This window comes from Acinetobacter guerrae (assembly GCF_009372255.1).
In the GTDB taxonomy this organism is placed as follows: Bacteria; Pseudomonadota; Gammaproteobacteria; order Pseudomonadales; family Moraxellaceae; genus Acinetobacter; species Acinetobacter guerrae.
On the sequence record NZ_LXGN01000059.1, the window covers coordinates 58763 to 82447 of the forward strand.

Consider the following 23685-nt stretch of genomic DNA (forward strand, 5'->3'; position numbering starts at 1 on the left):
AATGATATTTCTAAGATGATTATTTATCAGTTTGATGGGAGTTTGACTGGACTGTTAAGCTGTATTTTTAGAGCATTTCAGTTCAAAGAGTTTGACGTACAACTGGCACTTGAGCATCAGGTACAAGACTCACTTTTTGCAGAAAGTATTCTGGTTGCGAGTCATGAACAGCAGGCGCAACGTGTCTGGACAGGCTTGAGTCAAAAACTGTCTTCAGAAGGGTTAAAGCGTTTCTATTATACGTTTCTATCTGAGCAATTGATTGCATTTCAGCATTTGTTTAACTTTGCCATCTATGTATTTCAAAGTTCATTTTCAGTTGAAAAAAACTATGGTCATGTCGATGTGCTCGGTGTATCCCAATGGACAAAGCAGGTAGGTCGTGAAAAGCATCGTATGGAAGCTTTTGTTCGATTCAAGAAAACCCAAGAAGGTCTGTTTATCAGTTTAGTACGCCCTGATTTTAATGTACTGCCACTCATTGAAAAGCATTTTAAAGCACGTTATCAGGATCAAAAATGGTTAATTTATGATGAAAAACGGCATTATGGAATTTATTATGATTTAAATCAAACGCATCAGGTTGAGCTAGATGCATCTTATATTGATAAAAATCTGGATAATGGTTTTAGTCAGGATTTCAATTTGGCATTAGATGAGAATGAAGCCTTATATGATCAACTTTGGAAAGATTATTTTAAAAGCGTGAATATCGATGCACGTAATAACATCAAACTGCATATTCAATATGTTCCGAAACGCTACTGGCGCTATATGAATGAAAAAATTCTGTAATTTAGTTGATAGATTTTGACCAGTCTAAAGTAAAGCACCCTATAACAATCATTTCCCCAAAACAGTTCTCCATGGATGATCAATGAACGCGAGCCAAAAAAATGAAGCTGTTCAGTTTCTAAGCCAACTTGCCTGAGCAAACTAATAATTCATTTTGCAGGGAAACGGCTGGATAGTTCAATCCAATATTAAATTTTTAAGTACGTTGCATAGCTCGCCATATACATTACGCTTCGATAGGGGCGATATTAAAAGGGGAATCATTAATTCCTTATTTTAGGAAAATACTCTCCAATTTGCATTGCTATTGGATATGAGTAAATTTGCAAAATTAAACCAAAACTGAATTCCACATGATGCTTGTTACTCCTTCAAATTTAATCTGAGGTCAATTTTACATGGGATTGACATGAAATAATGAACCGATCCAGCTTGAAAAAGCCATCGCTAAAATCCCCCAAATTGTAATTCTAAGACTACCTTTCCAAAGTGAAGTACCTGCAAAATAGCTAGATAACGCACCTAAAATCATCAGGGAAATAATGCCTGTAACTAAAACCGTTTGCGCTGTATACGCACTTGAGCTGAATAAAATCGCCAACATTGGACATAGCGCACCCAATGAAAAAGATAATGCAGATGATAATGCAGCTTGAATTGGGCGAGCAGCAGTTTGTTCAATGATTCCAATTTCATCACGAGCGTGTGCTTCCAGAGCATCTTTTTCAGTGAGTTGAATGGCGACTTCTCTGGCAAGTTCAGGTGATAAACCACGATGAATATAAATAGTGGTCAGTTCTTCGAGTTCTAAATGTGGATGGTTTTCAAGTAATTTTGCTTCAAATTTTAAATCTGCATGTTCGATATCTTTTTGAGACTGAACTGAAACGTATTCACCCGCAGCCATTGAGGTTGCACCTGAAATTAGACCAGCCAGACAGGCAATAAATAAAGTGTGCGTGTTTGCGCCACTGGCTGCCATTCCCATCACTAAACTGGTCACAGAAATAATGCCATCATTGGCACCTAAAACGGATGCACGAAGCCAACCTGTGCGTTGAATGAAATGTGGTTCAGCATGATGGGAGTACGACATAAAGTGTAGGCTTTGTTCTATTATAATTTATAGCTAAGAATGCTTAATCTATTAAAAAAAAGCAAGAAAATCATTGAATACTTCATCTGAGTGAGTTCACTAAATTTTAAAAATTAAAATTGAACTAACATTTCAATGAAAATAATCGCTCTCATTACAACTCATATAAAAAATGAATAGTGATAAGAACGGCTATTTCATTTAATGAAACCTAGGAAGGATCATCGATTATTTTTTAAATTTTGCTTTAAATTCAGACCATTTTTGCTGACGTTTTTGTTTATTTTCTTCTTTACGTTGCTCTTTTAAAATTTTATTTGCTTCTTTATTGGCTTGTTCCCACGCCTCAATAGAGGCTTCAACCTCTGCTTCAACAACATCATAATCCCAACGGTAGATCGCCCCGCCAGAGCCTCTGAGAATGCTGTCGGTTACATTTTCATCTTGTTCTTCAAGATCAATAAGTAGACCCGTTGAACCAAGAGGAAGAAGTTTACTAATTTCAGTCAAAACTGCTTCATCTGTTCCTGCATCATCTATATCTACCAATGACCCGATCAGGGCGCCCGTTGAAAAGCCTAGCAACATACCTAATGGACCACCGAGAATACCAATCAGAGTTCCAACAAGGCCACCACCAATTGTATTATTTCCGGCAGTATAGCTATAGCCATCATTAACTTTAAGTTGACCATCAGTTTGTCTTTCAATAACTGCTAGCTGATATACATTATCTGTGATTTGATTTTTGACCTGACTATAGGCTTCATAGGCTTTTGAAGAATTATCCCAAGTCAGAAGTAAAATATTATGGCTCATTGTTAGATCTTCCTATATAAATAAAATTTAGTTATGGATGAATAAATAGTTGTTATTAAAGCTTGTTGTTTCTAATGTACCTAATACATTAGCAGATTTAGCTTAGAGTTTTAAGCAAAAAGGAGATGTATAAGAAAGGTAAGTAAAAGTATTTGTTTTTATCTTAGATGTGTTTTTTGTTTCTTTGTAAATTATTTATAATTATTTCTTTTTTTGTAATTGTGATATTAATCGCAATTAAAATTGGTATTCTTTGAAATTTAGTTAAATATTTTATGAAGTAATATGTTTGAAATGGTGGGTTTTTTACATCTTTTGGCACTAGTTTTTATTATACAATTAACTAATAATTTTAGTTGTTGATGAAATGCATTGTTTACTTTTAATCACGTAAACTTACAATATTTTATTCATCCGTAATATTCGTTAAATAATTCTTTTATTTAGATTGGAAAATATCTTTAACTTTGTTGTTTAGAGTCATAATTTCTTTTGAAAAAAAGCCTATTAAGATAAATATTGATCGACATGATGTGCAAAAAGTTTTTAGTTGGGTTGTTAGATGTCCAATTTGAAGTATAAAAGTGAAGAAAGTAGTGCTATTGTAGATCTTTTTTTGTTGTATAAGCTATTGTTATATATTTATTTTATAAGATGTAAAATTAGATTGAAATTGCGAAAAAATAAAGATCTAGTGGCTATCTCTATCGAAGGCTGAAGTGGAGTTGATGTAATTAATCGAGGTTTAAAATTGAAGTGAAACTTAAAATTGGTCTGAAATAAATAAATGAAGTACAAGTTAAGAAATTAGTTGATATTGTCTCAATAGTCTGTAGTTATCAAAATTTTACCAATGAAAATGGTAGTGCTGATTTTAATATAATTATCGATTTGATTTATGTGTTGATATTTTTATGATGCATATAACTGTTGATTCTTTAAATAAAGTGTAAAATATTAATTAAAGTTGTGTGCATTTAAATAAATGGCATTAAAGTAAAAAAGAGACTTTTAGTGGTGGAATAGTAAAAAGTATATAAATATAATCCTGAATTTTTTACATTTATTATGAGCTTGGACTCGTTGCAAATTTAGCAGCTAAGCTTATCTGAAATATTTAAAAAAGTATAAGAGAAAAGTTAGGTTTTTAACTTCTGTCACCAGTGACAATGTAATAAGGATAAATTCATTCTAAACACTTACCTCTATGACATAAATAGGTCTCAATTAAACCAAATTTATAAAGCATGAGTTCTATTTAGATTAGAGTAATGACACAAAAAAAAGAGCCTTTGTAATTACAAAGGCTCTTTTAGATATTTGGCGGAAGCGGTGAGATTCGAACTCACGGAGGACTCACACCCTCGTCGGTTTTCAAGACCGGTGCATTAAACCGCTCTGCCACGCTTCCAATGGCGGCTATCATATAAATAAAAGTGTGTTTTGGCAAATTATTTCAATGAAAAAAAAATTGAAAGATCAAAATTAGAGCAATTCTGTTATGCTTTTGCCGTTTTGGGGAATTTTATAGAATTCAACGTGACCTTTGGGCCACATGTTATGGCTGATTATTTGAGAATATGGGATCGAATGCCATAAGCAATCATGCGTACCATCGATAAAGGAAATGCCTAAGCTCGAGGTAAGGCTAAGTCCTCTATTTTTTTATTTGCTTATAAAGGCATTGATCTGATGCTAAGGACTATAAATATAATTTTAATTGTAAAAGATTTATTTTTAATGAAATTTTAATGTGAATTGTATTCTATATCTGTGCTGTTAATCCGAATGATGGTTTTCACATCATGCTAATATTATTTAAATAATCTAAAAATTAATTTAATATTAACTTAATAATAAAATTTAATATTCAATAACTACTTTGACAATAACTTTTTGTTATAAACGCTATGATTTATTTAATATGAAATTTGAAAATAGTATATTTTTTTTACAGTTTAGGTGTGTTAGCTTATATACATCCTGAGAAGGTAAAATTATCAATAACAAGAACATGTAAAGCACCATATTTATAGGAATAGCGAAAGAAAAAATTACATGTCTTGTAAATAAGTATAACCGATAATTTTATTACATAAATCACAACTGCATATAACTATAGAAGACGAAGGGTATAACATATGAATAAAGCATATAAGATCGTGTTTAATAAACATACTAATCAACTGGTTGTTGTGTCTGAGCTAGCAAAAGGCAATAAAAAAACCCGATCTAGCAAAACAGTCAATGTTCCTAAGCAGTTAATGGCGAGTATGATTTTAGCAATGTCATCGGGAGTCGGAGGGTTAGCAACCGCATATGCAGCGGATGCAACAGTCAACCCGTCCTATACTTCAGGTGCTTTAATTAAGAATGGAAGTGGCAAAGTTACAGGTATAGATTCAACTGACTCTGCAAGTTATAAAGGAAAAAATCAGGTATTTAATTCAGGCAGCAATACATTTAGCTTAAATAATGCTGTGAAATGATTACCCGATCCAGAAGGGCCAAAAACACCAATTCCAATTGAATATAAGCCCGCTTCAACTTTAGCTGAACTGGGTGCTTTAACTGTTACAGATAAATCGAATAATAACGCAGTGGTTAATCCTTTACCTACTTTTCAGGATTGGAACTTGGCTCAAAAGCAAGATACCATTACTTGGGTAAAAGAAGATGGATCGACAGGAACCACGACCGTTTATAATGTTGATGGTATTGATACTCAAGGTAATATTGATACTGCAACCAACTTTACTGCCCAAATTATTACGGGACAGCCTACTGAACCCTTTGTCGATTTAAGAATTGCTACAGCGACAGGCAGTGGAACAACGCTTGATATTAAGGCAGACGAAAAAATCGACTGGAAACCAGGTCAGGTGAAACAAAGTTCTTTGTTTGCTGCTGAAGATAAAGCAACTATTAATCAAAATCAGGACATAAAAGTTACTTTTGCGTATACAGAATCTGTCAGTAATCCAGCAGATGCAGAAAAAAAAGGAGGGGATTTCGGGCCATCCAAACAGCTTTCTGGTTCCACGATCACTTTTCAGGGACAAAGCTTTACGATTGACAGCAAAGCGAGTTTAGATAGCTATAATAATGCTCTTATTGCCGCGATAAAAAATAATTCATTGGCAGCGACAGACTACGATGCTGAAATTAATAAGGCATTTAAAGCAGGTGATAAAATTTATCATTATGAATATGACCCATTAGCATTAAATTATGATGCTCAAGGTTATTATTTTAGTGATGCCATGAAAGCAGCGGTTGGAAAACGCGCTATTTTTGAAGCAAATACGGGTGGTGTGGTTAACCTAAATGGCAATGTAGAAGCGATTGGTGATACTTGGCATCATGCTTATAATGTATGGGCGCATGATAAAGGGGTTGTAAATAATAATGGAGAAGTTACTGTTGCAAGTCCTTATACTCAAAATGCTTTAATTGAGACTGGTTCAACCTTTACCAATACTGGCGTCATTACTTTTGACGCTAAAGGTAGCAATGGCAAAAATGTGACTAACTGGGCAGATCAGGTCACAGGCGCTGATTCTACTTATACCAACGAAGGCACCATTAATATTAGTAATGCGGAAAAAAATAGTCCTAACGTAAATCATCCAAATGAATACTATAAATTAAGCCGTAGTATTGCCACAGAAGTATTAGATGGTGCAACAGCCACCAATACAAAAGATGGTGTTTATAATATAGGTAGTACCAGTGGCACTGCTGAGGGGACAGCAACAGGCGTACATATTAAAAATTCAGGAAGCTTTACCAATGAAGGGGAGATGAATGTTATTTCTACCACTGGTGGCGCTAAAGATGACAATCTAGATTTAAATAATACAAACAATGCCATTAGTGCTATAGCTGATAATTCTGGTACTACCGTCCTTATTAATAATGACGGTACGATCAATATTGCTGAAAATGCAGTCAATAGTGCGGGTATCAATATTGCACAAAGTACGGATGGCGTAAAAAATCTACAAGTTGTAAATAATGACACCATTAATGTCGGCGGTAAAAATAGTGCAGGTATAAAGGTTGCGGGTGACATTAAAGAAGCAAATGGGAATAGCATTTCAAATAAAGGAACCATTAATGTTACCAACTCAGGCAGTGCAGGTATTTTTGCTGCATCTGGCGCTGAAGTCATTAACGAAGGTGATATATCTGTAGTTGGTAAAGATGATGCATCGGCGCGGGTGTATGGCATTAAAAATGATAATGCTAAAGTGACTTTAAAAAATGGATCAAATATTACAGTTGAGGGTAGTTACTCTACAGGTCTATATGCACGTACAGGCGGTGAAATCATTGTAGAAGCTGGTGCTCAGGTTGATGTTCCAGCAGATCCGAATGCCAAACAACAAGTGGTTTTTTGGGTGTCTGGTAAAAATTCTCAGGGACAATCTTCTAAAATTGAGTTTTTAGATCCTGCTGATTTTGATTTGGATAACCAGTCTTCCACATTATTCCGCGTAGATAATGGGGCAACATATGATGGAAGTACAGGAAGTCTTACTGCCAATGTAAATGGAAGCAATTCCAATGGCTATACGGTTGCCACCAAAGGCACGACATTTGATAGTGGTACGGCAGTTATTAATGTTGTTGGCGACAATTCGACAGGCTTAAATATTAATAGTGGTGCAGGTACAGATGATAAAGTCAAACTGAACGCAAATACTAAAATTTCAGTGACAGGAAACGGTGCAACAGTTGCGACGGTAGATGGAAATACCTATGATCTTTTAGGCAATAAAACAGGTCAGGACGGTGCTAAACTTATTTCTGAAGCAGTTTTAAGTTCTAGTGGCTCTAATGCTACTGTTGCTGCAAATGCGATTGGTTATAAAGTTGTGAATAAAGGTGAATTGGTTCAAAAAGGATCTATTGACTTTAGCACAGCAAATAACACCACAGGCGTGTATATCGATGGTGGTACTTTAACAAATGAAGGCCAAATTAAGTCTAATGGTATTGGTATTGATGTCTATCAAACCAACCCAAATACACCATCGAAAGTAAGTAACAATAGTGATATTACCGCAGTTGATGGCACAGCAGCGATTCGTCTTAATGAAAATGCATCATTGACCGTTGGTGGTAAGGGTGTGATTAAAGGTGAAAATAGTGCTGATGCAATTCGTGTCATGGCAGGTTCTAATCTATCCACGGAAAACGCAAATATTGCGGTAGATGGAACTGGCAGTGGTATCCATTTCTTGAATACTTCAGGAGATGCCGCTGGTACCTTTAAATTAAGTGGAACAGGTACCATCACAGTTTCAGGTGACAATGCAGCGGGTATAACATTAGAAGGACAAGATTCGGCTGGTAATCCGACAATGTCTAATTCAAATCTGGATACTCGTGGTTCAGAAGGCTTGCTCATTAATGTGAATGATAAAGGAGGTAATGGTATTGTGACCAATACCTCTGGAACCGTTAAATCCGGAACCAGTGTTAATATTAATTCATCTGATGGTCAATCCGCTTTGGTTGTTAAAGGAACCACTACAGATATTGAGCAAACGGGTACTTTGACTTCAAATTCTACGACCAGTGCCGTGGTTGATTTAACTCAAACACAAGCAACATCTCCTATTAAGTTTGTAAATAGTGGAGAAATTAATTCGAAGGGTGGAACGTTAGCAGTTGATGCAACGGGACAAACAGTCGCTGTTACAGTTGAGAATATAGGGGAAGGTAAGATTGAGGGTGGTGTGAAGCTTGGTGACGCAGCAAATACCGTATTACTTGAAAATGAAAGTACAGCAGATAAAATTACTGCAGGTAATGGTAATAATCAGATCACTGTTAAAGATAAAGCCTCAGTTGACGAAATATCAGCTGGAAATGGTAATAATATTGTTAACCTACAAAATAATAGTCAAACTGGAGCGTTGGCTCTTGGCGACGGTAATAATACCATTACAGCTCAGGATAAGAGCACGACAGCAGATATAACATTAGGAAATGGTAAAAATAATATCACTGTTTCAAATGGTGCCACTATTTCGGGTGCAATTACTGCGGGTGATGGCGATAATATTGTTAACTTGAAAGACACGAGTAAAACCAATCAGGTTGCTTTAGGTAATGGAACAAATACCGTAAATATCTATGGTGGGACAGATAACGGTACAATCAGTTCAGGTTCTGGAAAAGATAGTTATACGCTGATCAATACAACTAAAGATGGTAGCAGTAAACTGTTTGATCAGATTGATGGGGGAACTGGTGATGATGTACTGACTCTCAACAATAGTTATTATCAAATGACCAGTGTAGATCAGGTCAAAAATTTCGAGAACTTGCATGTTACCGATGGTTCGACATTTGAAGTAAACAATGTAGATTTACAACTTTTGGGGGATGGCGTAGCCACAAATGTTGTTGATTTGGACAAAGGTGGTACTTACTTCATTAACTTTGACAAAACTAGTTCCGACTATGTGTTAGATCAAAGTATTAAAGGTGCGGGTACAATCAAAACAGATACCAATGGTAAAGCGTTTGATTTTGGAAATGCGGCTTATACTCAGAATAATTTCACAGGTACTTTAGCACTAGGTAATGGTACCTTTGCAATCGAAGGTGATAATACAAAAGCATTAACCAATGCAACCTTGCAATTGGATCAAAATGGTATTGCCACAGTTAAAGCTGATAATGGCGTCCAAAAAATGGGTGGCCTGACATTTAATGAGGGAACACTAAATTTTGAAAAATCATTTATTGGCAGTAAAGAACAACAACTAGATAGTCATATTGAGGTGAAAGATTTAGATGTATCTAAAAATGGTACAGTTAATCTGGTCACCAATGGCTTTGACAATGATTATAACGAAGATGATTTCCTTGAGGATGTCAATAACAAAACCCTACTTGAACAAGATGATGGTATCAACTTGGTGACTTTGGTTCAGGCAACCAATAGCGTAACGGGTGATGCAGCCAATATCACTGTGAATATGATTGATGCAACTTCAGGCCAACCTACAGAACAGCCTAATTCCAAACAGGATATTCGCCAGAATGATTCAGTTGTTGCAATTGGTAGTTATGGAATAGGCGCATCAACATATAATGAAAATGGTGTTCAGGACGGACTCTATGCAGCGTACATTTTACAACAAGTCGCAATTAAAGATGGGGAAACATTGAATCTGGAGACGACACCAACATCAACAGGTAAAGGTGAAGACTTTAGAGCACGTATTACAGATCTAGATGGTGGGTCTGGTAATATTGAGATTAATTCAACAAATAACTCAATTACACTGTCAAATTCAGCTAATGATTATACTGGAACAACAACGGTTGCTAAAGGCAAACTGAACCTTGGTGGAGATACTGTACTTGGTCAGAAAGATAAACATACCAGTAATTTGATTTTAAAAGAAAATACACAAGTTAACTTCAATGCTACGACTCAATATGTAGGTCAGGTCAATACAGAAACTACCTCAACATTAGCACTCGATAAGGGAACATTGAATGTTGATAATGGTGGTACAGTTAATGGTCACATTACTTCAGATCAATTAGCGACCTTAAATGTTAATGGTGGTTCGCTCAATGTAAATGGTGCGAATCAGGCTTATCACGGTCAAACCAATATTGTTAAAGATGCCATTGTAAATATTAATAGTACGCAAGGTTTGGGTGATGGTGATATAGATCTTGCGGGTAATCTGAATATTAATAATGCATCAGGAACTTTTGCCAATAATTTATCAAATAATGGCAATGCCAATATTAATGGTACATCAGATGTTGTGCTTGCTGATGATAACAATGCCTTTACAGGTAACTTTAACATTGCTGATAATGCAGCATTAACTGCCTCAGCCACACAGCATTTAGGTCAATCTGTTGTAAATAATGAAGGTAAGTTGACTCTTACAGGCTCAGAAGATTGGACTGTCAATAACATCGTACAAGGCACTGGTGATGTATTCAAAACAGGTTCAAACAATGTTGAATTGACTCAAAATTCAGCGAAATACACTGGAAATACCTACGTCCAAAGCGGTGGCTTAATTGCTGGAACTGCTGAGAAAAGTGTTGATCTACAGTCTAAACTTTTAGATATTTCTCCAAATGCGACTTTCGCAGGTTATGGTTCGATTGCGGGAGATGTAAATAACAAAGGTACTTTCATTGTTGGTGGGTTGGATAAAGAAGAATTAACCACAGCAACCAGTTATCTGGTCAAAGGTAACTTTAATAACTCGGGCAGCATTATTTTAGGTAGTGCAACAGGCACAGGAAGCAAACTCAATATTGATGGTAACTATACTGCAAATGGCGGTTCTTTATATCTCAATACAGTGTTAAATAAAGGTTTCGAAGAAACTGAAACTGACCAAATGGTGGTTGGTGGTAACGTGATTTTAGGTGCGGGCGGTGCAACTTCAATTTATGTTAAACCAGTGGGTGGTCAGGGTGCTTACACACAGCCAGATGCAATTAAAATTGTTGATGTTGCGGGTACATCTGACAAAGGTTCCTTTACTTTAGGTGCGCCAGTTGCAATTGGTATATATGAGTATCAACTGTTTAAAGGTGTCCAAGATGATAGCTGGTACTTAAGTTCATATAATCCAGTGTTTCCTCCAGATGAAAATGAAAATCAAACAGACTACCATTTTGTAAACCCAATTATTGGTGCTTACCTAGCCAACCAAAATGCTTTGTCGATGTTTAATATGACATTACATGACCGTTTAGGTGAGCCACAATATGCCCAAAGTTTAAAATCAAATAATACCGCAAACTCGATTTGGTTCCGTTCCGTTGTCAATGGCGCTCGTTATAATGCGGTCAATGAGCAATTAAAACTGGATGGTGATAGCCAAATCTTGCAAATTGGTACTGATGTGATCAATTGGGATCGCTGGCAAAATAATGGTAAGGATTATCGAGCTCGTTTAGGGGTCATGGGTGGTTTTGGTCAAAGTGATTTTGACAGTACTTCTCGTCGTACAGGGACAAAAGCATCTGCCAGTATTGATAACGCCTACAGTGCAGGTATCTACGGGACAATTTATCAAGATTCCGATCGCCCACTGGATAGTTATGTGGATGCATGGGCATTATATAACTGGTATGACGATAATAAAGTCGGTTTAAATGGATATGAGACGACCAAATACGATAGTGAAGGTTTTAATGTTTCGGTAGAAATTGGTCATACATTCTTGGCTTCGGAGTCTCAGGATAAACTGAAACAATGGCAATTCCAGCCACAAGTTCAAATGACTTATGGCGAACTTAGATCTGATGGAAGTTCACATGAATCAGGGTTAGAGGTTGATAAGAGTACAACTAAATCACTTGAATCACGTGTAGGTGGTCGAATGACTTATGTTGATACCACCAAAGTTAATCAGGTTCAACCATTTGTAGAAGTTAACTGGCTACGTCAGTATGAAGATCAAGGTTTAGTGTTTAATGATCTTTATCGCTTTGAAAATGATTATCCAGAAAACCGTTATCAGTTGAAACTTGGCTTTGAAGGAAATACAAGCAATAACTGGAATGGTTGGGGTAATATCTCTTACACCATTGGAGACCAATCTTACAAAGAAGTTAAGGCAATGGCTGGATTCAAATATCAATGGTAAAGGCTTTATAATTTAAACATCAGAAATGGTCATTGAAAAATGGCCATTTTTTTTTATTTATTCAGTTGATGAATGCAGTTAAATTTTCTGATTAAAATCTGAAAAGACACCCAACGATTATCTCTAAATTACTTAATTTTATCGATTGTACTTTTACAAAATTATCGATATATTTCTAAAAATATATTGAAAAAAAGGCAATCATCATGTCAACTCATTACACAAAAAAAATAATAATTTCAACGCTATTGAGTTGTAGTGCGTGGTTAAGCATTCAAGCTCATGCAGCCAATGATGTCACCGTTTACGCGGCAGCAAGTTTAACCAATGCGATTGCAGATTTAGAAAAAGTTTTTGAGAAACAAAATAAAATAGAAGTTAAAACCTCCTACGCAGGCTCATCGACTTTAGCCAAACAAATTGAAGCAGGTGCGCCTGCAGATGTGTTTATCTCGGCAGATGAACAATGGATGAATTATCTGCAAAATAAAAAACTCATTGTGTCTAATCAGCGTATTAATTTATTGGGCAACAAACTGGTTTTAATTGCACCTAAAAATTCGACAATCAATAATATTAAGATGGATAAAAATGTCGATCCAAGTACAGCTTTTCAAGGGAAATGGTGTACAGGGGATACCAAAAGCGTTCCTGTTGGAAAGTATGGAAAACAGGCACTTACTTCATTAGGGTGGTGGCAAAAACTTCAGCCCAAATTGGTTGAAACAGAGGATGTCAGAGCTGCTTTAAATTTTGTTGCCCGAGGCGAATGTCAGTTAGGTATTGTCTATGCAACTGATGCTGCCATTAGTAAAGATGTTAAAATTGTGGGAGTATTTCCTGAAAATACCCATGCACCGATTATTTATCCTTTAGGCCTCATCAAAAATAACCCATCCGCCGTAAAATTTTATCAATTTTTACAGAAAAAACAGGCAAATACCGTTTTTAAACAATACGGTTTTACTGTGTTATTACCTGCTAAATAATGTTTTTTTCTCTGTCGGCAGAGGAACTTGATGTCCTCAAATTATCTTGTCAGGTTGCGGTCTTTAGTTTATTGGTCAATTTGATTCCAGCCTTGCTTGTGGGGTGGTTGCTGGCAAGAAAAGAATTCTGGGGAAAATCACTGTTTGAAACATTCGTGTTTTTACCCTTGGTTTTGCCACCTGTTGTTCCAGGATATTTACTGCTACAGGTTTTTGGTAACAATGGCATATTGGGGCAATATCTGAATGCTTGGGGTTTAAGTTTAGCTTTTAACTGGAAAGGCGCTGTTTTGGCCGCCGCGGTGATGGGCTTTCCTTTGTTTGTTCAATCGATTCGTCTTGCGATTGAACTGGTCGATCAGCGTCTGGAAATGGCAGCTAAAACACTCGGTGCTTCAGGATTAGGCACTTTTTTTAGCATCACTTTGCCATTAGCAAGTAGTGGCATTTTAGTTGGTGCAATTTTATGTTTTTGTCGTAGTTTGGGGGAGTTTGGTGCGACGATTACCTTTGTAGGGAATATTGCAGGAGAAACCCGAACTTTGCCTTTGGCAATGTATAGTCTAATGCAACAACCTGATACTGAACATCAAGTTTGGCGTTTGATTATTCTTTCCTTAAGCGTTGCTTTTTTTACGTTATGGTTTGCCCAATGGTTCCATCGCTATCAGAAAAATAAGCGGGGATAGAAAGTCTATGTTGAATTGTCATATCCAGTTGAAACTCGGAAAGTTTAGTTTAAATCAAGCTTTCCAATCCGATCAGCGTGTCGTTGGTTTGTTTGGCGCATCTGGTTCAGGAAAAACCAGTATTTTACATGCGATTGCAGGACTGAATACACCTCAAGCAGGTTGGATTAAAATTCAGGCACAAACTTGGTTTGATCATTCACAAAAAATTAATTTGACCACACAGCAACGTCGCATAGGGCTTGTTTTTCAGGATGCACAGTTGTTTCCACATATGAATGTCAGTAAGAATTTGCGTTTTGGGTTTAACCGAATTGCACCTGAAAAAAGATATTTTAAAGAAGATTATATTGTTGACTTATTAAAGCTTGATCATCTATTAAATCGTATGCCTGCTAAATTATCTGGTGGAGAAAAGCAGCGCGTGGCTTTGGGGCGAGCTTTGCTGTACTCTCCGCAACTTTTATTATTAGATGAGCCTTTATCTGCTTTGGATGCAGCCCATAAAGCTGAAATTATTCCTTTTTTTCAAAAAATTAAGCAAGAAATTCAGATTCCAATATTGTATGTCAGTCATGATATCGATGAAATTCGGCAGCTCACGGACAGTATTTGGTATGTGTAAATAAACGTATAAATGAGCTTTGATCAAATTTTAATAAAAAAAAAGCAAATTAAAATGTTTAATCTGAACTAGATCTATTTCAAATTTTAAAGCTTTATTTGTTCTAATTAGATGGTTTCTTCACTTTAAGTTCGACTTGAAACGTGTTTAAAGCGTCGTAATGTTTTAGTAAAAGCAGGCAAAACCATTGTCATCTGCAACACTTGCGAAAAGTTACTGTTTATATAGGCATTCGTAAAAACAGGATCTTGCCAATATAGCCATGGCTCGTACAGTTGCAGATGACGTTTTTGCGTATCAAATTTTCATCAATTCAGCTTAGATATTCTTTCTTGAATGGATGAGTTAGTTCGATTATTCAACCGCGATTTCAATCGCAATAGCAGTTGCTTCGCCTCCACCAATACACAGCGCCGCAATACCTTTGCGCTTGCCTAAGCGTTTTAAAGCATGAATCAAAGTTACGATAATGCGTGAACCTGATGAGCCCAATGGATGACCCAATGCACAAGCACCGCCATTGATATTCACTTTTTCAGGATCGAGTTTAAATGCATCAATCGCTGCCATTGTTACCATAGCGAAAGCTTCATTGATTTCCCATAAATCGACTTCTTCGGCAGACCAGCCGACTTTCTTGAGTAGTTTTTCAATCGCACCTACGGGTGCAATCGTAAACTCTTCAGGTAATTGAGAATTGGTCGTATACGCTTTTATTTCAGCCAAAACTTTTAGGCCGCGCTGGTTGGCTTCTTGTTCAGAAGTGATTATCAGTGCCGATGCACCATCGCTAATGGAGCTTGAATTTGCAGCAGTAATAGTGCCATCTTTGGCAAACGCAGGACGTAATGTGGGAATCTTATCGATTTTCGCATTGCCCGGATTTTCATCGGTATCAACCACAACGTCGCCTTTGCGAGTAGTGACCGTAACAGGCACAATCTCAGCTTTAAAATAGCCTTCCTGAATGGCTTTTTGTGCGCGAGTCAAAGAGCGAATTGCAAATTCATCCATTTGTTCTCGTGTATAGCTTTTCTTATCTGCCATGTCCTGTGCAAAGGAACCCATTGCACGTCCTGTATAAGCATCTTCCAAACCATCCATAAACATATGATCGATGACCTGACCATGTCCCATACGGTAGCCTGTACGCGCTTTCGGCAATAAATAAGGCGCATTGCTCATGGATTCCATGCCACCAATGACGGCAATCTTAATACTGTCTGCTTTAATCGCATCGCTTGCCAGCATGGCAGCTTTCATACCAGAACCACAGACTTTGTTGATCGTGGTTGCACCGACATGATCAGGTAAGCCCGCTTTACGCATCGCTTGACGTGCAGGGCCTTGTTTAACGCCCGCAGGAAGTACGCAGCCCATAATGACTTCATCAATTTCATTGACGGGAATATTGGCTTGCTTCACTGCTGTTTGAATGGCAACTGCACCAAGATCTGGTGCAGTTAAACCAGAAAGACTTCCTTGAAAGCTGCCCATTGGGGTGCGAGTTGCAGCGACGATCACAATTTTTGACATGAAATGATTCCTTCCTATGCAGGTTCAGATTGTAGATCTGAACCTCATCATCATTGTTTAAAATACGGGTGGGGCATAGGTCAAAGTCTGACCTAATATCCACAGTAAAAAAAGCACTAAAGGTAAATGTACAACCAATTGAGTGACCGTAAAACCAATCACATCTTTGGGTTTGAGTTTTAAAATACCGAGCATGGGTAACATAAAAAATGGATTGATTAAGTTGGGTAATGCTTCTGCTGCATTATAAATTTGTACCGACCAACCCAGATGATATTTCAGATCATTCGCAGCCTGCATGACATAAGGTGCTTCAATAATCCACTTTCCGCCACCAGAAGGCACGAAAAAGCCTAAAATTGCTGAATAAATTCCCATTACTACTGCGAAGGTATCATGTGAAGCAATTGAAACAAAAAAGTGTGCAATATAATGCGAAAGTGATAAATCCTCAGCATTAACAGCCTGAGTCATCATGTAGGCAATACTGCCATAAAGTGGAAATTGAATAAGAACCCCTGAAACAGCAGGAACCGCTTTACTCACTGCATTCAGAAAATTGCGTGGTGTGCCGTGTAATGCCAGTCCAAGCATCAGGAAAATAAAGTTATAAGTATTGAGACTTGAAATCGCAATAATTGGATTGTTTTTAGAAAATTCCAAAATCATCCAGATTAAACCTAATGCCACAACCAAAATCGTGAGTATTGGTGAATTTTCTAGCCAGTCCCCTGGACGTTTCGACTTAGTTTGTTCAAGTTCCTGTTTTTCTTCTTCATCAAAGTTAAGATTAAAGTCCTGCATGGTTTTGACATTCTGCCCTTTAGGCGCAGACATATAGGCAATGGTGATTGAAACAACAATTAAAATTGCGGTCATTACAATCGATTGCCACAGGAATATGGTTTCAGTAAATGGAATGACGCCTGTTAGATTATAAATGGAATCAGGCAAACTGGCTTTATTGGCCTGTAATTGAGCCGCAGATGAACTAATCCCAAGCGCCCATGTTGCACCCATTCCAATAATGGCTGCGGCAGCCGCAGCACGATAATCCATATTGAGTTCTTTACGTTTGGCAAGTGCAATCACCAAAAGTGCAGTCAAAATAGTGCTAATCGCCCAATTCACCAGAGAAATAAGTAAGCTAACCGTCGCTATCAAAACAATCGCACTACGCCCTGAGTGCGGAATTCTGGCCATCTTCTGGATCAGTTTTCTCATAGGGCGCGATACGGAAACGACATAGCCCACAATAATTAGCATGGTCATTTGTAAGGTAAATGGAATCAGGCTCCAAAAGCCATTGCCAAAAGAACTCGCGACTTCTTTGACAGGTGCGCCAATGAACAGCGCAGCAGTAGCCACAATAATGACACCCAAGAGGGCAAAGATATAAGAGTCAGGAAACCATTTTTCTGACCAGTTACTAATACTAATCGCAAATCGTTCTAAAATTGCAGGTTGTTTATTCATGATCAAAATCCATCTGATATTAAAGGTGATCATTCATCCAAACGTGATCACCACTTATTTCCCGATTAATCGTTAATTAAACTCTCCAAGAAAAATAGCAACAATTGGAGTTACTAAGCTTCTATCTCTGTAATTAAATTGACACCAGTAGCCGTTTGAATCTGTTCAAAAGTGACATCATCTGCAAGTTCAATCAGTTTGATACCTTCTGATGTAATGTCCATAACTCCCAAATCGGTAATGACACGATGTACCACTGCCTGACCTGTCAGTGGCAAACTACATTCAGATACGATTTTAGGTGTACCATCTTTGGCACAATGTTCCATGAGTACCACGACACGTTGTACACCCACGACCAAATCCATTGCGCCGCCCATGCCTTTGACCTTTTTGCCTGGAATCATCCAGTTGGCAAGATCACCTTTTTCAGAGACTTCCATTGCACCCAAAATGGCAATGTTGACATGTCCACCGCGGATCATGGCAAAGGATTCACTACTTGAAAAAAATGCAGCGCCCGCACGTGCGGTGACCGTTTGTTTACCTGCATTGATTAAATCTGCATCCACAGTTTGTTCGGTTGGAAATTCTCCAATGCCCAATAAACCATTTTCGGACTGAAGCCAGACATCAACATTTTCTGGGATATAATTAGCGACGAGTGTCGGTAAGCCAATACCGAGATTGACATAAAAACCGTCTTGTAATTCTTTTGCGGCACGTTGTGCCATTTGTTCACGTGTCCATGCCATGATTATGCTTCCTGTGCTTTTAGGGTTTTTTGCTCAATACGTTTTTCTGGGTGCGCATTGAGTACAATACGTTGTACAAAAATACCTGCCAGATGGATTTCATCAGGATCTAGCTCACCAATTTCGACGACTTGCTCAACTTCCGCAATGGTAATTTTTCCTGCCATTGCACATTCGGGATTAAAGTTACGTGCCGTTTTATGAAAAATCAAATTACCTGCTTTGTCAGCTTTATACGCTTTTACCAATGCAATATCGGCAGTTAAAGAAGGCTCCAAAATATAAGGTTTACCATCAAAATCGCGCTGTTCTTTGCCTTCTGCGATCAGCGTTCCAACACCAGTTTGAGTATAAAACGCAGGAATGCCTGCACCACCTGCACGAAGTTTTTCTGCTAAAGTTCCTTGTGGCGTCAGTTCAACCTCAAGCTCACCATTAAGATATTGGCGTTCAAATTCTTTATTTTCACCGACATAAGACGAAATCATTTTTTTGATTTGTTTTGTTTGAAGTAAAATTCCCAAACCAAAATCATCTACACCTGCATTATTGGAAATACAGGTTAAACCAGTAACGTGGGTTTCTTTTAGTGCATTGATCAGTGCTTCTGGAATACCACATAAACCAAAACCACCAACAGCAAGAGTCTGATTATTCTTAACAATATCCTGTAGTGCGAGTTCCGCACTTTCATACAATTTATTCATTGTGTTTACTCAACGTCCCTATGTTTTCTTATTATTAACATCTGTAATTTATTTAAGGAAGTTGAAAATTTTAAAGGATTAATGAGAAAAATTAATGAATCTGTTTGATGTGCGAATATCGTTTTTTGATCGTTGATTTCCTATAGACATTAAAATTGAAGGATTTTTTCGTAAGGATAACTTGAAAGTGTTTGAATGAATTCACTGGAAATATTTGAAAGTTCAGTTTCTTTTTTATAAATAATACCGACAGCTTGGTGTACGTGACTATTTTCAATTTCCAGTAACACATTATGCTCTTTATCGATCGAATGTTGGAAATGACGTGGAATTGCACTCACGCCAATGCCTAAAGCCACAAAACTTGAGAATGTACTAATCTGGTGACACTCTACTTTTAAATCAAGCACCAGACCTAAACGTGAGGCGTTTTGTTCAAGTAGGTAACGCACGATTGAAGGGTGTTGTAAGGTAATAAATGGATTGGCATATAACTCTTGCCATGTGATTGTTTTTTTACTCGCTAATAGGTGCGTTTTGGGGATTAGAGCTAAAAAATCTTCATCAAATAAAGCTTTAAATTCCAACTGTTCATTCAAAATTGGCTGAAAGCAAATTCCAAGTTCAAAAATTCCGTCTAATACATTTTCAATAATTTTTTCATTGGGAATATCATGAATTGAAAAACTTAAATTTGGGTGGGCATTGGAAAAAGTCTGAATCACTTCGGGTAAAATTGCATGGGTAACAAAGGGCATTGAAGCAATATTTAAAGTACCGCGATTGAGTTTAAAACGTTGTTTTACATCATTTTCCATATCTTCCCAGTTTGCCAGTAACTTTCTAGCATAAGGAATTAAAGATTTGCCTTCTTGAGTCATCTCGACACGGCGAGTATTACGCTTAAATAATTTTCCACCCAACTCTTCTTCTAAAGATTTGATACTTAAACTCAAAGCAGATTGACTTAAATGAAGCTCAGCCGATGCATTGGCATAATTTAGTGTGCGTGCCAGTGCCAAAAAAGCTTTGAGTTGTTTAAGGGTCATTTGTAGATTCCGTCCCAATCAAAAGTTTTTGATTTTAAAGCAAAATTATATCTAAATCTGTGACTGGAATGCTTAATTTTTTGTAAAATTCAAAAGGATTAAATGAATAATAAAAACTTATATTTTGTAGATGAATTAAATCGGCTGTAAATAAAACAAGATTGCAATTTTATTTAATAATTGATGAGTTTTATTTAATAATTAATTTGTTTTTTAAATAAATGCACGATTTGATTTATTTTAATAAAGTTTATATATTTCAATGGTTAACTTTTTATTTAATATTGTTTTAGATAATTTTCTTGTGTTTTTTTTAAATGTTGATATTTTAAAATAAATATAAAATCCTGTTTTTAAATGGTTGAAATTTTATTTTTTGACAAGTTTTATTTATTTTATTGTTAGGGAAGCTGTTATCAAATATTAGGCTAAATATTTGGGTTAAACCTGACCTATATTCTTTATAATGGAGTAAGAAAGAATATGTGGGATTTATTTGTTATTCTGCTGTCTTTAGGTTTACTGATGTACACCGCTTACCGCGGGTTTTCGGTCATTTTGATGGCACCACTGTGTGCATTATTGGCGGTTTTTTTAATTAATCCAGGTAATGTTCTACCATTTTATTCGGGTATTTTTATGCCGAAAATGGTCAACTTTATCAAAGATTATTTTCTGGTATTTTTACTCGGTGCAATTTTTGGCAAAGTGGTTGAAATGTCAGGGATTGCAGAATCTATTGCAAAAACCATTGTGAACTTGATTGGGGCAAAAAAAGCGATTTTGACTGTAGTCATCTTGGGCGCAATTTTGACCTATAGCGGTGTAAGTTTATTCGTAGCTGTATTTGCGATTTATCCATTTGCCAATCAGTTATTTCAGCAAGCTAACATTCCTAAACGTCTAATTCCCGGCACGATTGCACTTGGTGCATTTACCTTTACCATGGACGCGCTACCGGGGACGCCACAAATTCAAAACGTGATACCAACAACATTCTTTGGAACCAATATTTATGCTGCTCCATTTTTAGGCATTATTGGTGCGATATTCGTATTGAGTACAGGTTTATTTTATCTTGAATGGCGTCGTCGTGTTGCTGCCAAAGCGGGTGAGGGCTATGCTGGTTTTGATGGTGAGACAACCTTAAATGTTGAGACACCTATAAACTCGGTACAGCAAAATGTACGCAATAATGGTTCCATTGTTCGTCAAATTTTGGCATTTGTTCCATTGGTGTTGGTTGCTGTGATGAATAAGTATTTATCGACTGCAATTAAAACATGGTATCCGAATGGTTTTGATTTTAATGCAATTGGTCTTGCAAATTATACGGTTGATGTTGCAAAAACGGGTGCGATTTGGGCAGTGGGTTTAGCACTGATTGTAGGAATTATCGCGGCTATTTTATTTGATTATGGCCGTGTAGTGAGCCAATTTAAGGAAGGTATCAATGCCAGTATTGGTGGATCACTTCTGGCTGTTATGAATACTGCATCAGAATATGGTTTTGGTGCGATTATTGCGGCATTACCAGGTTTTGCTCTGGTGAGTCATGCATTGGGAACTGCATTTACCAATCCATTGGTCAATGGTGCAGTAACAACAACAGTATTGGCCGGGATTACAGGTTCAGCATCTGGGGGGATGAGTATTGCTTTAAGTGCAATGGCAGAGCAATACAATGCTGCTATTTTGGCTGCAGGTATTCCGCCTGAAGTCATGCATCGTATTGTGGCGATGGCATCAGGTGGTATGGATACGCTTCCTCACAATGGAGCTGTAATTACCTTACTCGCTGTAACAGGTTTAACACATAAGCAATCTTATAAAGATATTTTTGCGGTTACGATCATTAAAACAGTTGCTGTATTTGTGGCAATTGCAGCATTTACATGGTTTGGTATTGTGTAATTTATTGATAAATACAAGGTGCTCAATCGCTTTGGTTTTGCAAAAATTGAAGTCATTGTATTGGTTAGCAGGAGAAAGAAATTGACAAAACAACTCGATGGTAAAGTGGCATTTATTACAGGTTCAGCAAGTGGTATTGGTTTAGAAATTGCGAAAAAATTTGCAGCAGAGGGCGCTAAAGTTGTCATTTCAGATATGAATGCGCAAAAATGTGAAGAAGCTGCACAGGAACTTAAACGTCAAGGTTTTGATGCCATCTCGGCGCCTTGTGATGTGACCAATGAACAAGCCTATCAAGCTGCAATTGCACTGACCCAAAAAACCTTCGGAACACTGGATATTTTAATTAATAATGCAGGGTTTCAACATGTGGCAGCAATTGAGGAATTCCCAACTGAAGTTTATCAAAAGCTAATTGCTGTCATGCTAACGGGTTCATTTATTGGGATTAAACATGCCTTTCCTATTATGAAGGCACAAAAATCAGGTCGTATTATCAATATGGCATCAATCAATGGTTTGATCGGTTTTGCAGGCAAAGCGGGTTACAATAGTGCCAAACATGGTGTGATTGGTTTGACTAAAGTTGCAGCATTAGAATGCGCACGTGATGGTATTACAGTAAATGCTTTGTGTCCTGGCTATGTAGATACACCTTTGGTTCGTGGGCAGATTGCCGATTTGGCTAAAACGCGAAATGTGAGTGAAACCAGTGCGTTGGAAGATGTGATTTTGGCGATGGTTCCGCAAAAGCGTTTATTAAGTGTCGAGGAAATTGCTGATTATGCTATTTTCTTGTGCAGTGATAAGGCGGGTGGAGTGACAGGACAAGCTGTAGTGATGGATGGCGGATATACTGCTCAGTAGTTTGTTTTGATAAAAAGACCACGAATTTGAACTGCACCCCGAAAGTTGGACACTTAGTCTAATTTGAAGGGTGCTTTTCTATGGCTAAATATTCCCAAGAATTTAAACTTAAAGTTGTGCATCACTATCTTAACGATGGTGGTTTCAAATCAACTGGTAAAGTTTTCAAAATACATAAGAGTGTTGTAAATAAGTGGGGCGATATTTATAAGATTCATGGAGCTGATGGGTTAAATCGAGTTATTAAAAATCAGGTTTATAGTGTTGAGTTTAAATTACAAGTTGTTGAGTCAGTATTAAATGATGGTCTTAGTTATGCAGAGATACTTGTTAAGTTCAAACTTAAAGAACTTGGTACAATTTCGATGTGGTTGCATCAGTACCAGAAAAGCGGTATAGAGGGTTTGAAGCCTAAGCCTAGAGGACGATCTAAACAGATGCCAAAACCTAAGACAACAAGAGTCCAATGTACCTTGGAAGATCGAGACAAAACTCAAGAACAGTTACTAGAAGAGCTTGCATATCTACGTGCCGAGAATGCTTATTTAAAAAAGCGGAGAGCCTTTATTCAGAAGCAGCAAGAACAGGAGCAAGCCGAACAGCAACGGTTACAAGACTCATTTCTGAATTAAGGCAAAGCTATAAATTGAAATATCTATTACGTGCATCACAAATGGCTCGAAGTACTTACTTTTATCATGAGCAACGAGCA

The 23685-nt window shown here is 37.1% G+C and carries 15 protein-coding genes, 1 tRNA gene and 1 pseudogene; 9 read left to right on the forward strand and 8 right to left on the reverse strand.

Features of this window, described 5'->3' with window-relative positions; all coding sequences use genetic code 11:
* The first annotated feature begins 15 nt into the window (after nucleotides 1-15).
* Nucleotides 16-795, forward strand: coding sequence for a TIGR03915 family putative DNA repair protein (locus A7A69_RS15860; RefSeq protein ID WP_152878582.1), 780 nt, complete (start codon nucleotides 16-18; stop codon nucleotides 793-795).
* A gap of 394 nt (nucleotides 796-1189) precedes the next feature.
* On the opposite strand, the gene A7A69_RS15870 is transcribed toward A7A69_RS15860, so the two are convergent.
* The 3 genes from A7A69_RS15870 to A7A69_RS15880 form a co-directional block, all read right to left on the reverse strand.
* A complete protein-coding gene (locus A7A69_RS15870) occupies nucleotides 1190-1891 on the reverse strand; it encodes a VIT1/CCC1 transporter family protein (protein ID WP_120371063.1) in 702 nt (233 codons plus the stop codon).
* Between the two features lie 228 nt (nucleotides 1892-2119).
* Nucleotides 2120-2710, reverse strand: a complete 591-nt coding sequence (locus tag A7A69_RS15875; protein ID WP_120371064.1) for a DUF1269 domain-containing protein — start codon at nucleotides 2708-2710, stop codon at nucleotides 2120-2122.
* A 1321-nt stretch (nucleotides 2711-4031) separates the two neighbouring features.
* Nucleotides 4032-4121, reverse strand: a tRNA-Ser gene (locus A7A69_RS15880).
* A gap of 730 nt (nucleotides 4122-4851) precedes the next feature.
* On the opposite strand from A7A69_RS15880, the gene A7A69_RS15885 reads away from it, so the two are divergent.
* The 5 genes from A7A69_RS15885 to A7A69_RS15905 all read left to right on the forward strand — a co-directional run bounded on the left by A7A69_RS15885 (nucleotide 4852) and on the right by A7A69_RS15905 (nucleotide 14669).
* Nucleotides 4852-5199: an ESPR domain-containing protein gene (locus A7A69_RS15885; protein ID WP_152878583.1), complete on the forward strand. Its 348-nt coding sequence runs from the start codon at nucleotides 4852-4854 to the stop codon at nucleotides 5197-5199.
* A gap of 147 nt (nucleotides 5200-5346) precedes the next feature.
* Complete coding sequence (locus tag A7A69_RS15890; RefSeq protein WP_171500833.1) at nucleotides 5347-12366, forward strand: autotransporter outer membrane beta-barrel domain-containing protein; 7020 nt, start codon at nucleotides 5347-5349, stop codon at nucleotides 12364-12366.
* 206 nt (nucleotides 12367-12572) lie between these two features.
* Complete coding sequence (modA, locus tag A7A69_RS15895; RefSeq protein WP_152878585.1) at nucleotides 12573-13355, forward strand: molybdate ABC transporter substrate-binding protein; 783 nt, start codon at nucleotides 12573-12575, stop codon at nucleotides 13353-13355.
* On the forward strand, nucleotides 13355-14044 hold the full coding sequence (modB, locus tag A7A69_RS15900) for a molybdate ABC transporter permease subunit (RefSeq protein WP_151981416.1): 690 nt from the start codon (nucleotides 13355-13357) through the stop codon (nucleotides 14042-14044). The genes modA and modB overlap by 1 nt, the downstream gene beginning before the upstream one ends.
* A gap of 7 nt (nucleotides 14045-14051) precedes the next feature.
* Complete coding sequence (locus tag A7A69_RS15905) at nucleotides 14052-14669, forward strand: ATP-binding cassette domain-containing protein (RefSeq protein ID WP_152878586.1); 618 nt, start codon at nucleotides 14052-14054, stop codon at nucleotides 14667-14669.
* Between the two features lie 354 nt (nucleotides 14670-15023).
* On the opposite strand, the gene A7A69_RS15910 is transcribed toward A7A69_RS15905, so the two are convergent.
* The 5 genes from A7A69_RS15910 to A7A69_RS15930 all read right to left on the reverse strand — a co-directional run bounded on the left by A7A69_RS15910 (nucleotide 15024) and on the right by A7A69_RS15930 (nucleotide 20192).
* On the reverse strand, nucleotides 15024-16205 hold the full coding sequence (locus tag A7A69_RS15910) for a thiolase family protein (RefSeq protein WP_152878587.1): 1182 nt from the start codon (nucleotides 16203-16205) through the stop codon (nucleotides 15024-15026).
* Nucleotides 16206-16262: 57 nt separating this feature from the next.
* Nucleotides 16263-17681 carry a short-chain fatty acid transporter gene (locus A7A69_RS15915; protein WP_151981420.1) on the reverse strand — a complete coding sequence of 473 codons (1419 nt, stop codon included), beginning with the start codon at nucleotides 17679-17681 and terminating at the stop codon, nucleotides 16263-16265.
* A 113-nt stretch (nucleotides 17682-17794) separates the two neighbouring features.
* On the reverse strand, nucleotides 17795-18436 hold the full coding sequence (locus A7A69_RS15920; protein WP_152878588.1) for a 3-oxoacid CoA-transferase subunit B: 642 nt from the start codon (nucleotides 18434-18436) through the stop codon (nucleotides 17795-17797).
* 2 nt (nucleotides 18437-18438) lie between these two features.
* Entirely contained in the window at nucleotides 18439-19143 is a 705-nt protein-coding gene (locus A7A69_RS15925; protein WP_152878589.1) for a CoA transferase subunit A, read from the reverse strand.
* A gap of 149 nt (nucleotides 19144-19292) precedes the next feature.
* On the reverse strand, nucleotides 19293-20192 hold the full coding sequence (locus A7A69_RS15930) for a LysR family transcriptional regulator (RefSeq protein ID WP_152878590.1): 900 nt from the start codon (nucleotides 20190-20192) through the stop codon (nucleotides 19293-19295).
* A 483-nt stretch (nucleotides 20193-20675) separates the two neighbouring features.
* Here A7A69_RS15930 and A7A69_RS15935 point away from each other — a divergent pair, with 483 nt between their 5' ends.
* From A7A69_RS15935 to A7A69_RS15945, 3 genes and pseudogenes are all read left to right on the forward strand, one after another.
* Nucleotides 20676-22106, forward strand: coding sequence for a GntP family permease (locus A7A69_RS15935; protein ID WP_152878591.1), 1431 nt, complete (start codon nucleotides 20676-20678; stop codon nucleotides 22104-22106).
* An 81-nt stretch (nucleotides 22107-22187) separates the two neighbouring features.
* On the forward strand, nucleotides 22188-22973 hold the full coding sequence (locus A7A69_RS15940; RefSeq protein WP_152878592.1) for a 3-hydroxybutyrate dehydrogenase: 786 nt from the start codon (nucleotides 22188-22190) through the stop codon (nucleotides 22971-22973).
* 80 nt (nucleotides 22974-23053) lie between these two features.
* Nucleotides 23054-23685, forward strand: a pseudogene (locus A7A69_RS15945) (transposase); the annotation flags it as partial.

What these genes read in the sequence shown, in the direction of transcription:
- A7A69_RS15860 (WP_152878582.1), top strand. Translation starts at nt 16, where the DNA reads ATGATTATTTATCAGTTTGATGGGAGTTTGACTGGACTGTTAAGCTGT.
- A7A69_RS15920 (WP_152878588.1), bottom strand. Translation starts at nt 18,436, where the DNA reads ATGGCATGGACACGTGAACAAATGGCACAACGTGCCGCAAAAGAATTA.
- A7A69_RS15930 (WP_152878590.1), bottom strand. Translation starts at nt 20,192, where the DNA reads ATGACCCTTAAACAACTCAAAGCTTTTTTGGCACTGGCACGCACACTA.
- A7A69_RS15885 (WP_152878583.1), top strand. Translation starts at nt 4,852, where the DNA reads ATGAATAAAGCATATAAGATCGTGTTTAATAAACATACTAATCAACTG.
- A7A69_RS15935 (WP_152878591.1), top strand. Translation starts at nt 20,676, where the DNA reads ATGTGGGATTTATTTGTTATTCTGCTGTCTTTAGGTTTACTGATGTAC.
- modA (WP_152878585.1), top strand. Translation starts at nt 12,573, where the DNA reads ATGTCAACTCATTACACAAAAAAAATAATAATTTCAACGCTATTGAGT.
- modB (WP_151981416.1), top strand. Translation starts at nt 13,355, where the DNA reads ATGTTTTTTTCTCTGTCGGCAGAGGAACTTGATGTCCTCAAATTATCT.
- A7A69_RS15875 (WP_120371064.1), bottom strand. Translation starts at nt 2,710, where the DNA reads ATGAGCCATAATATTTTACTTCTGACTTGGGATAATTCTTCAAAAGCC.
- A7A69_RS15910 (WP_152878587.1), bottom strand. Translation starts at nt 16,205, where the DNA reads ATGTCAAAAATTGTGATCGTCGCTGCAACTCGCACCCCAATGGGCAGC.
- A7A69_RS15905 (WP_152878586.1), top strand. Translation starts at nt 14,052, where the DNA reads ATGTTGAATTGTCATATCCAGTTGAAACTCGGAAAGTTTAGTTTAAAT.
- A7A69_RS15870 (WP_120371063.1), bottom strand. Translation starts at nt 1,891, where the DNA reads ATGTCGTACTCCCATCATGCTGAACCACATTTCATTCAACGCACAGGT.
- A7A69_RS15925 (WP_152878589.1), bottom strand. Translation starts at nt 19,143, where the DNA reads ATGAATAAATTGTATGAAAGTGCGGAACTCGCACTACAGGATATTGTT.
- A7A69_RS15915 (WP_151981420.1), bottom strand. Translation starts at nt 17,681, where the DNA reads ATGAATAAACAACCTGCAATTTTAGAACGATTTGCGATTAGTATTAGT.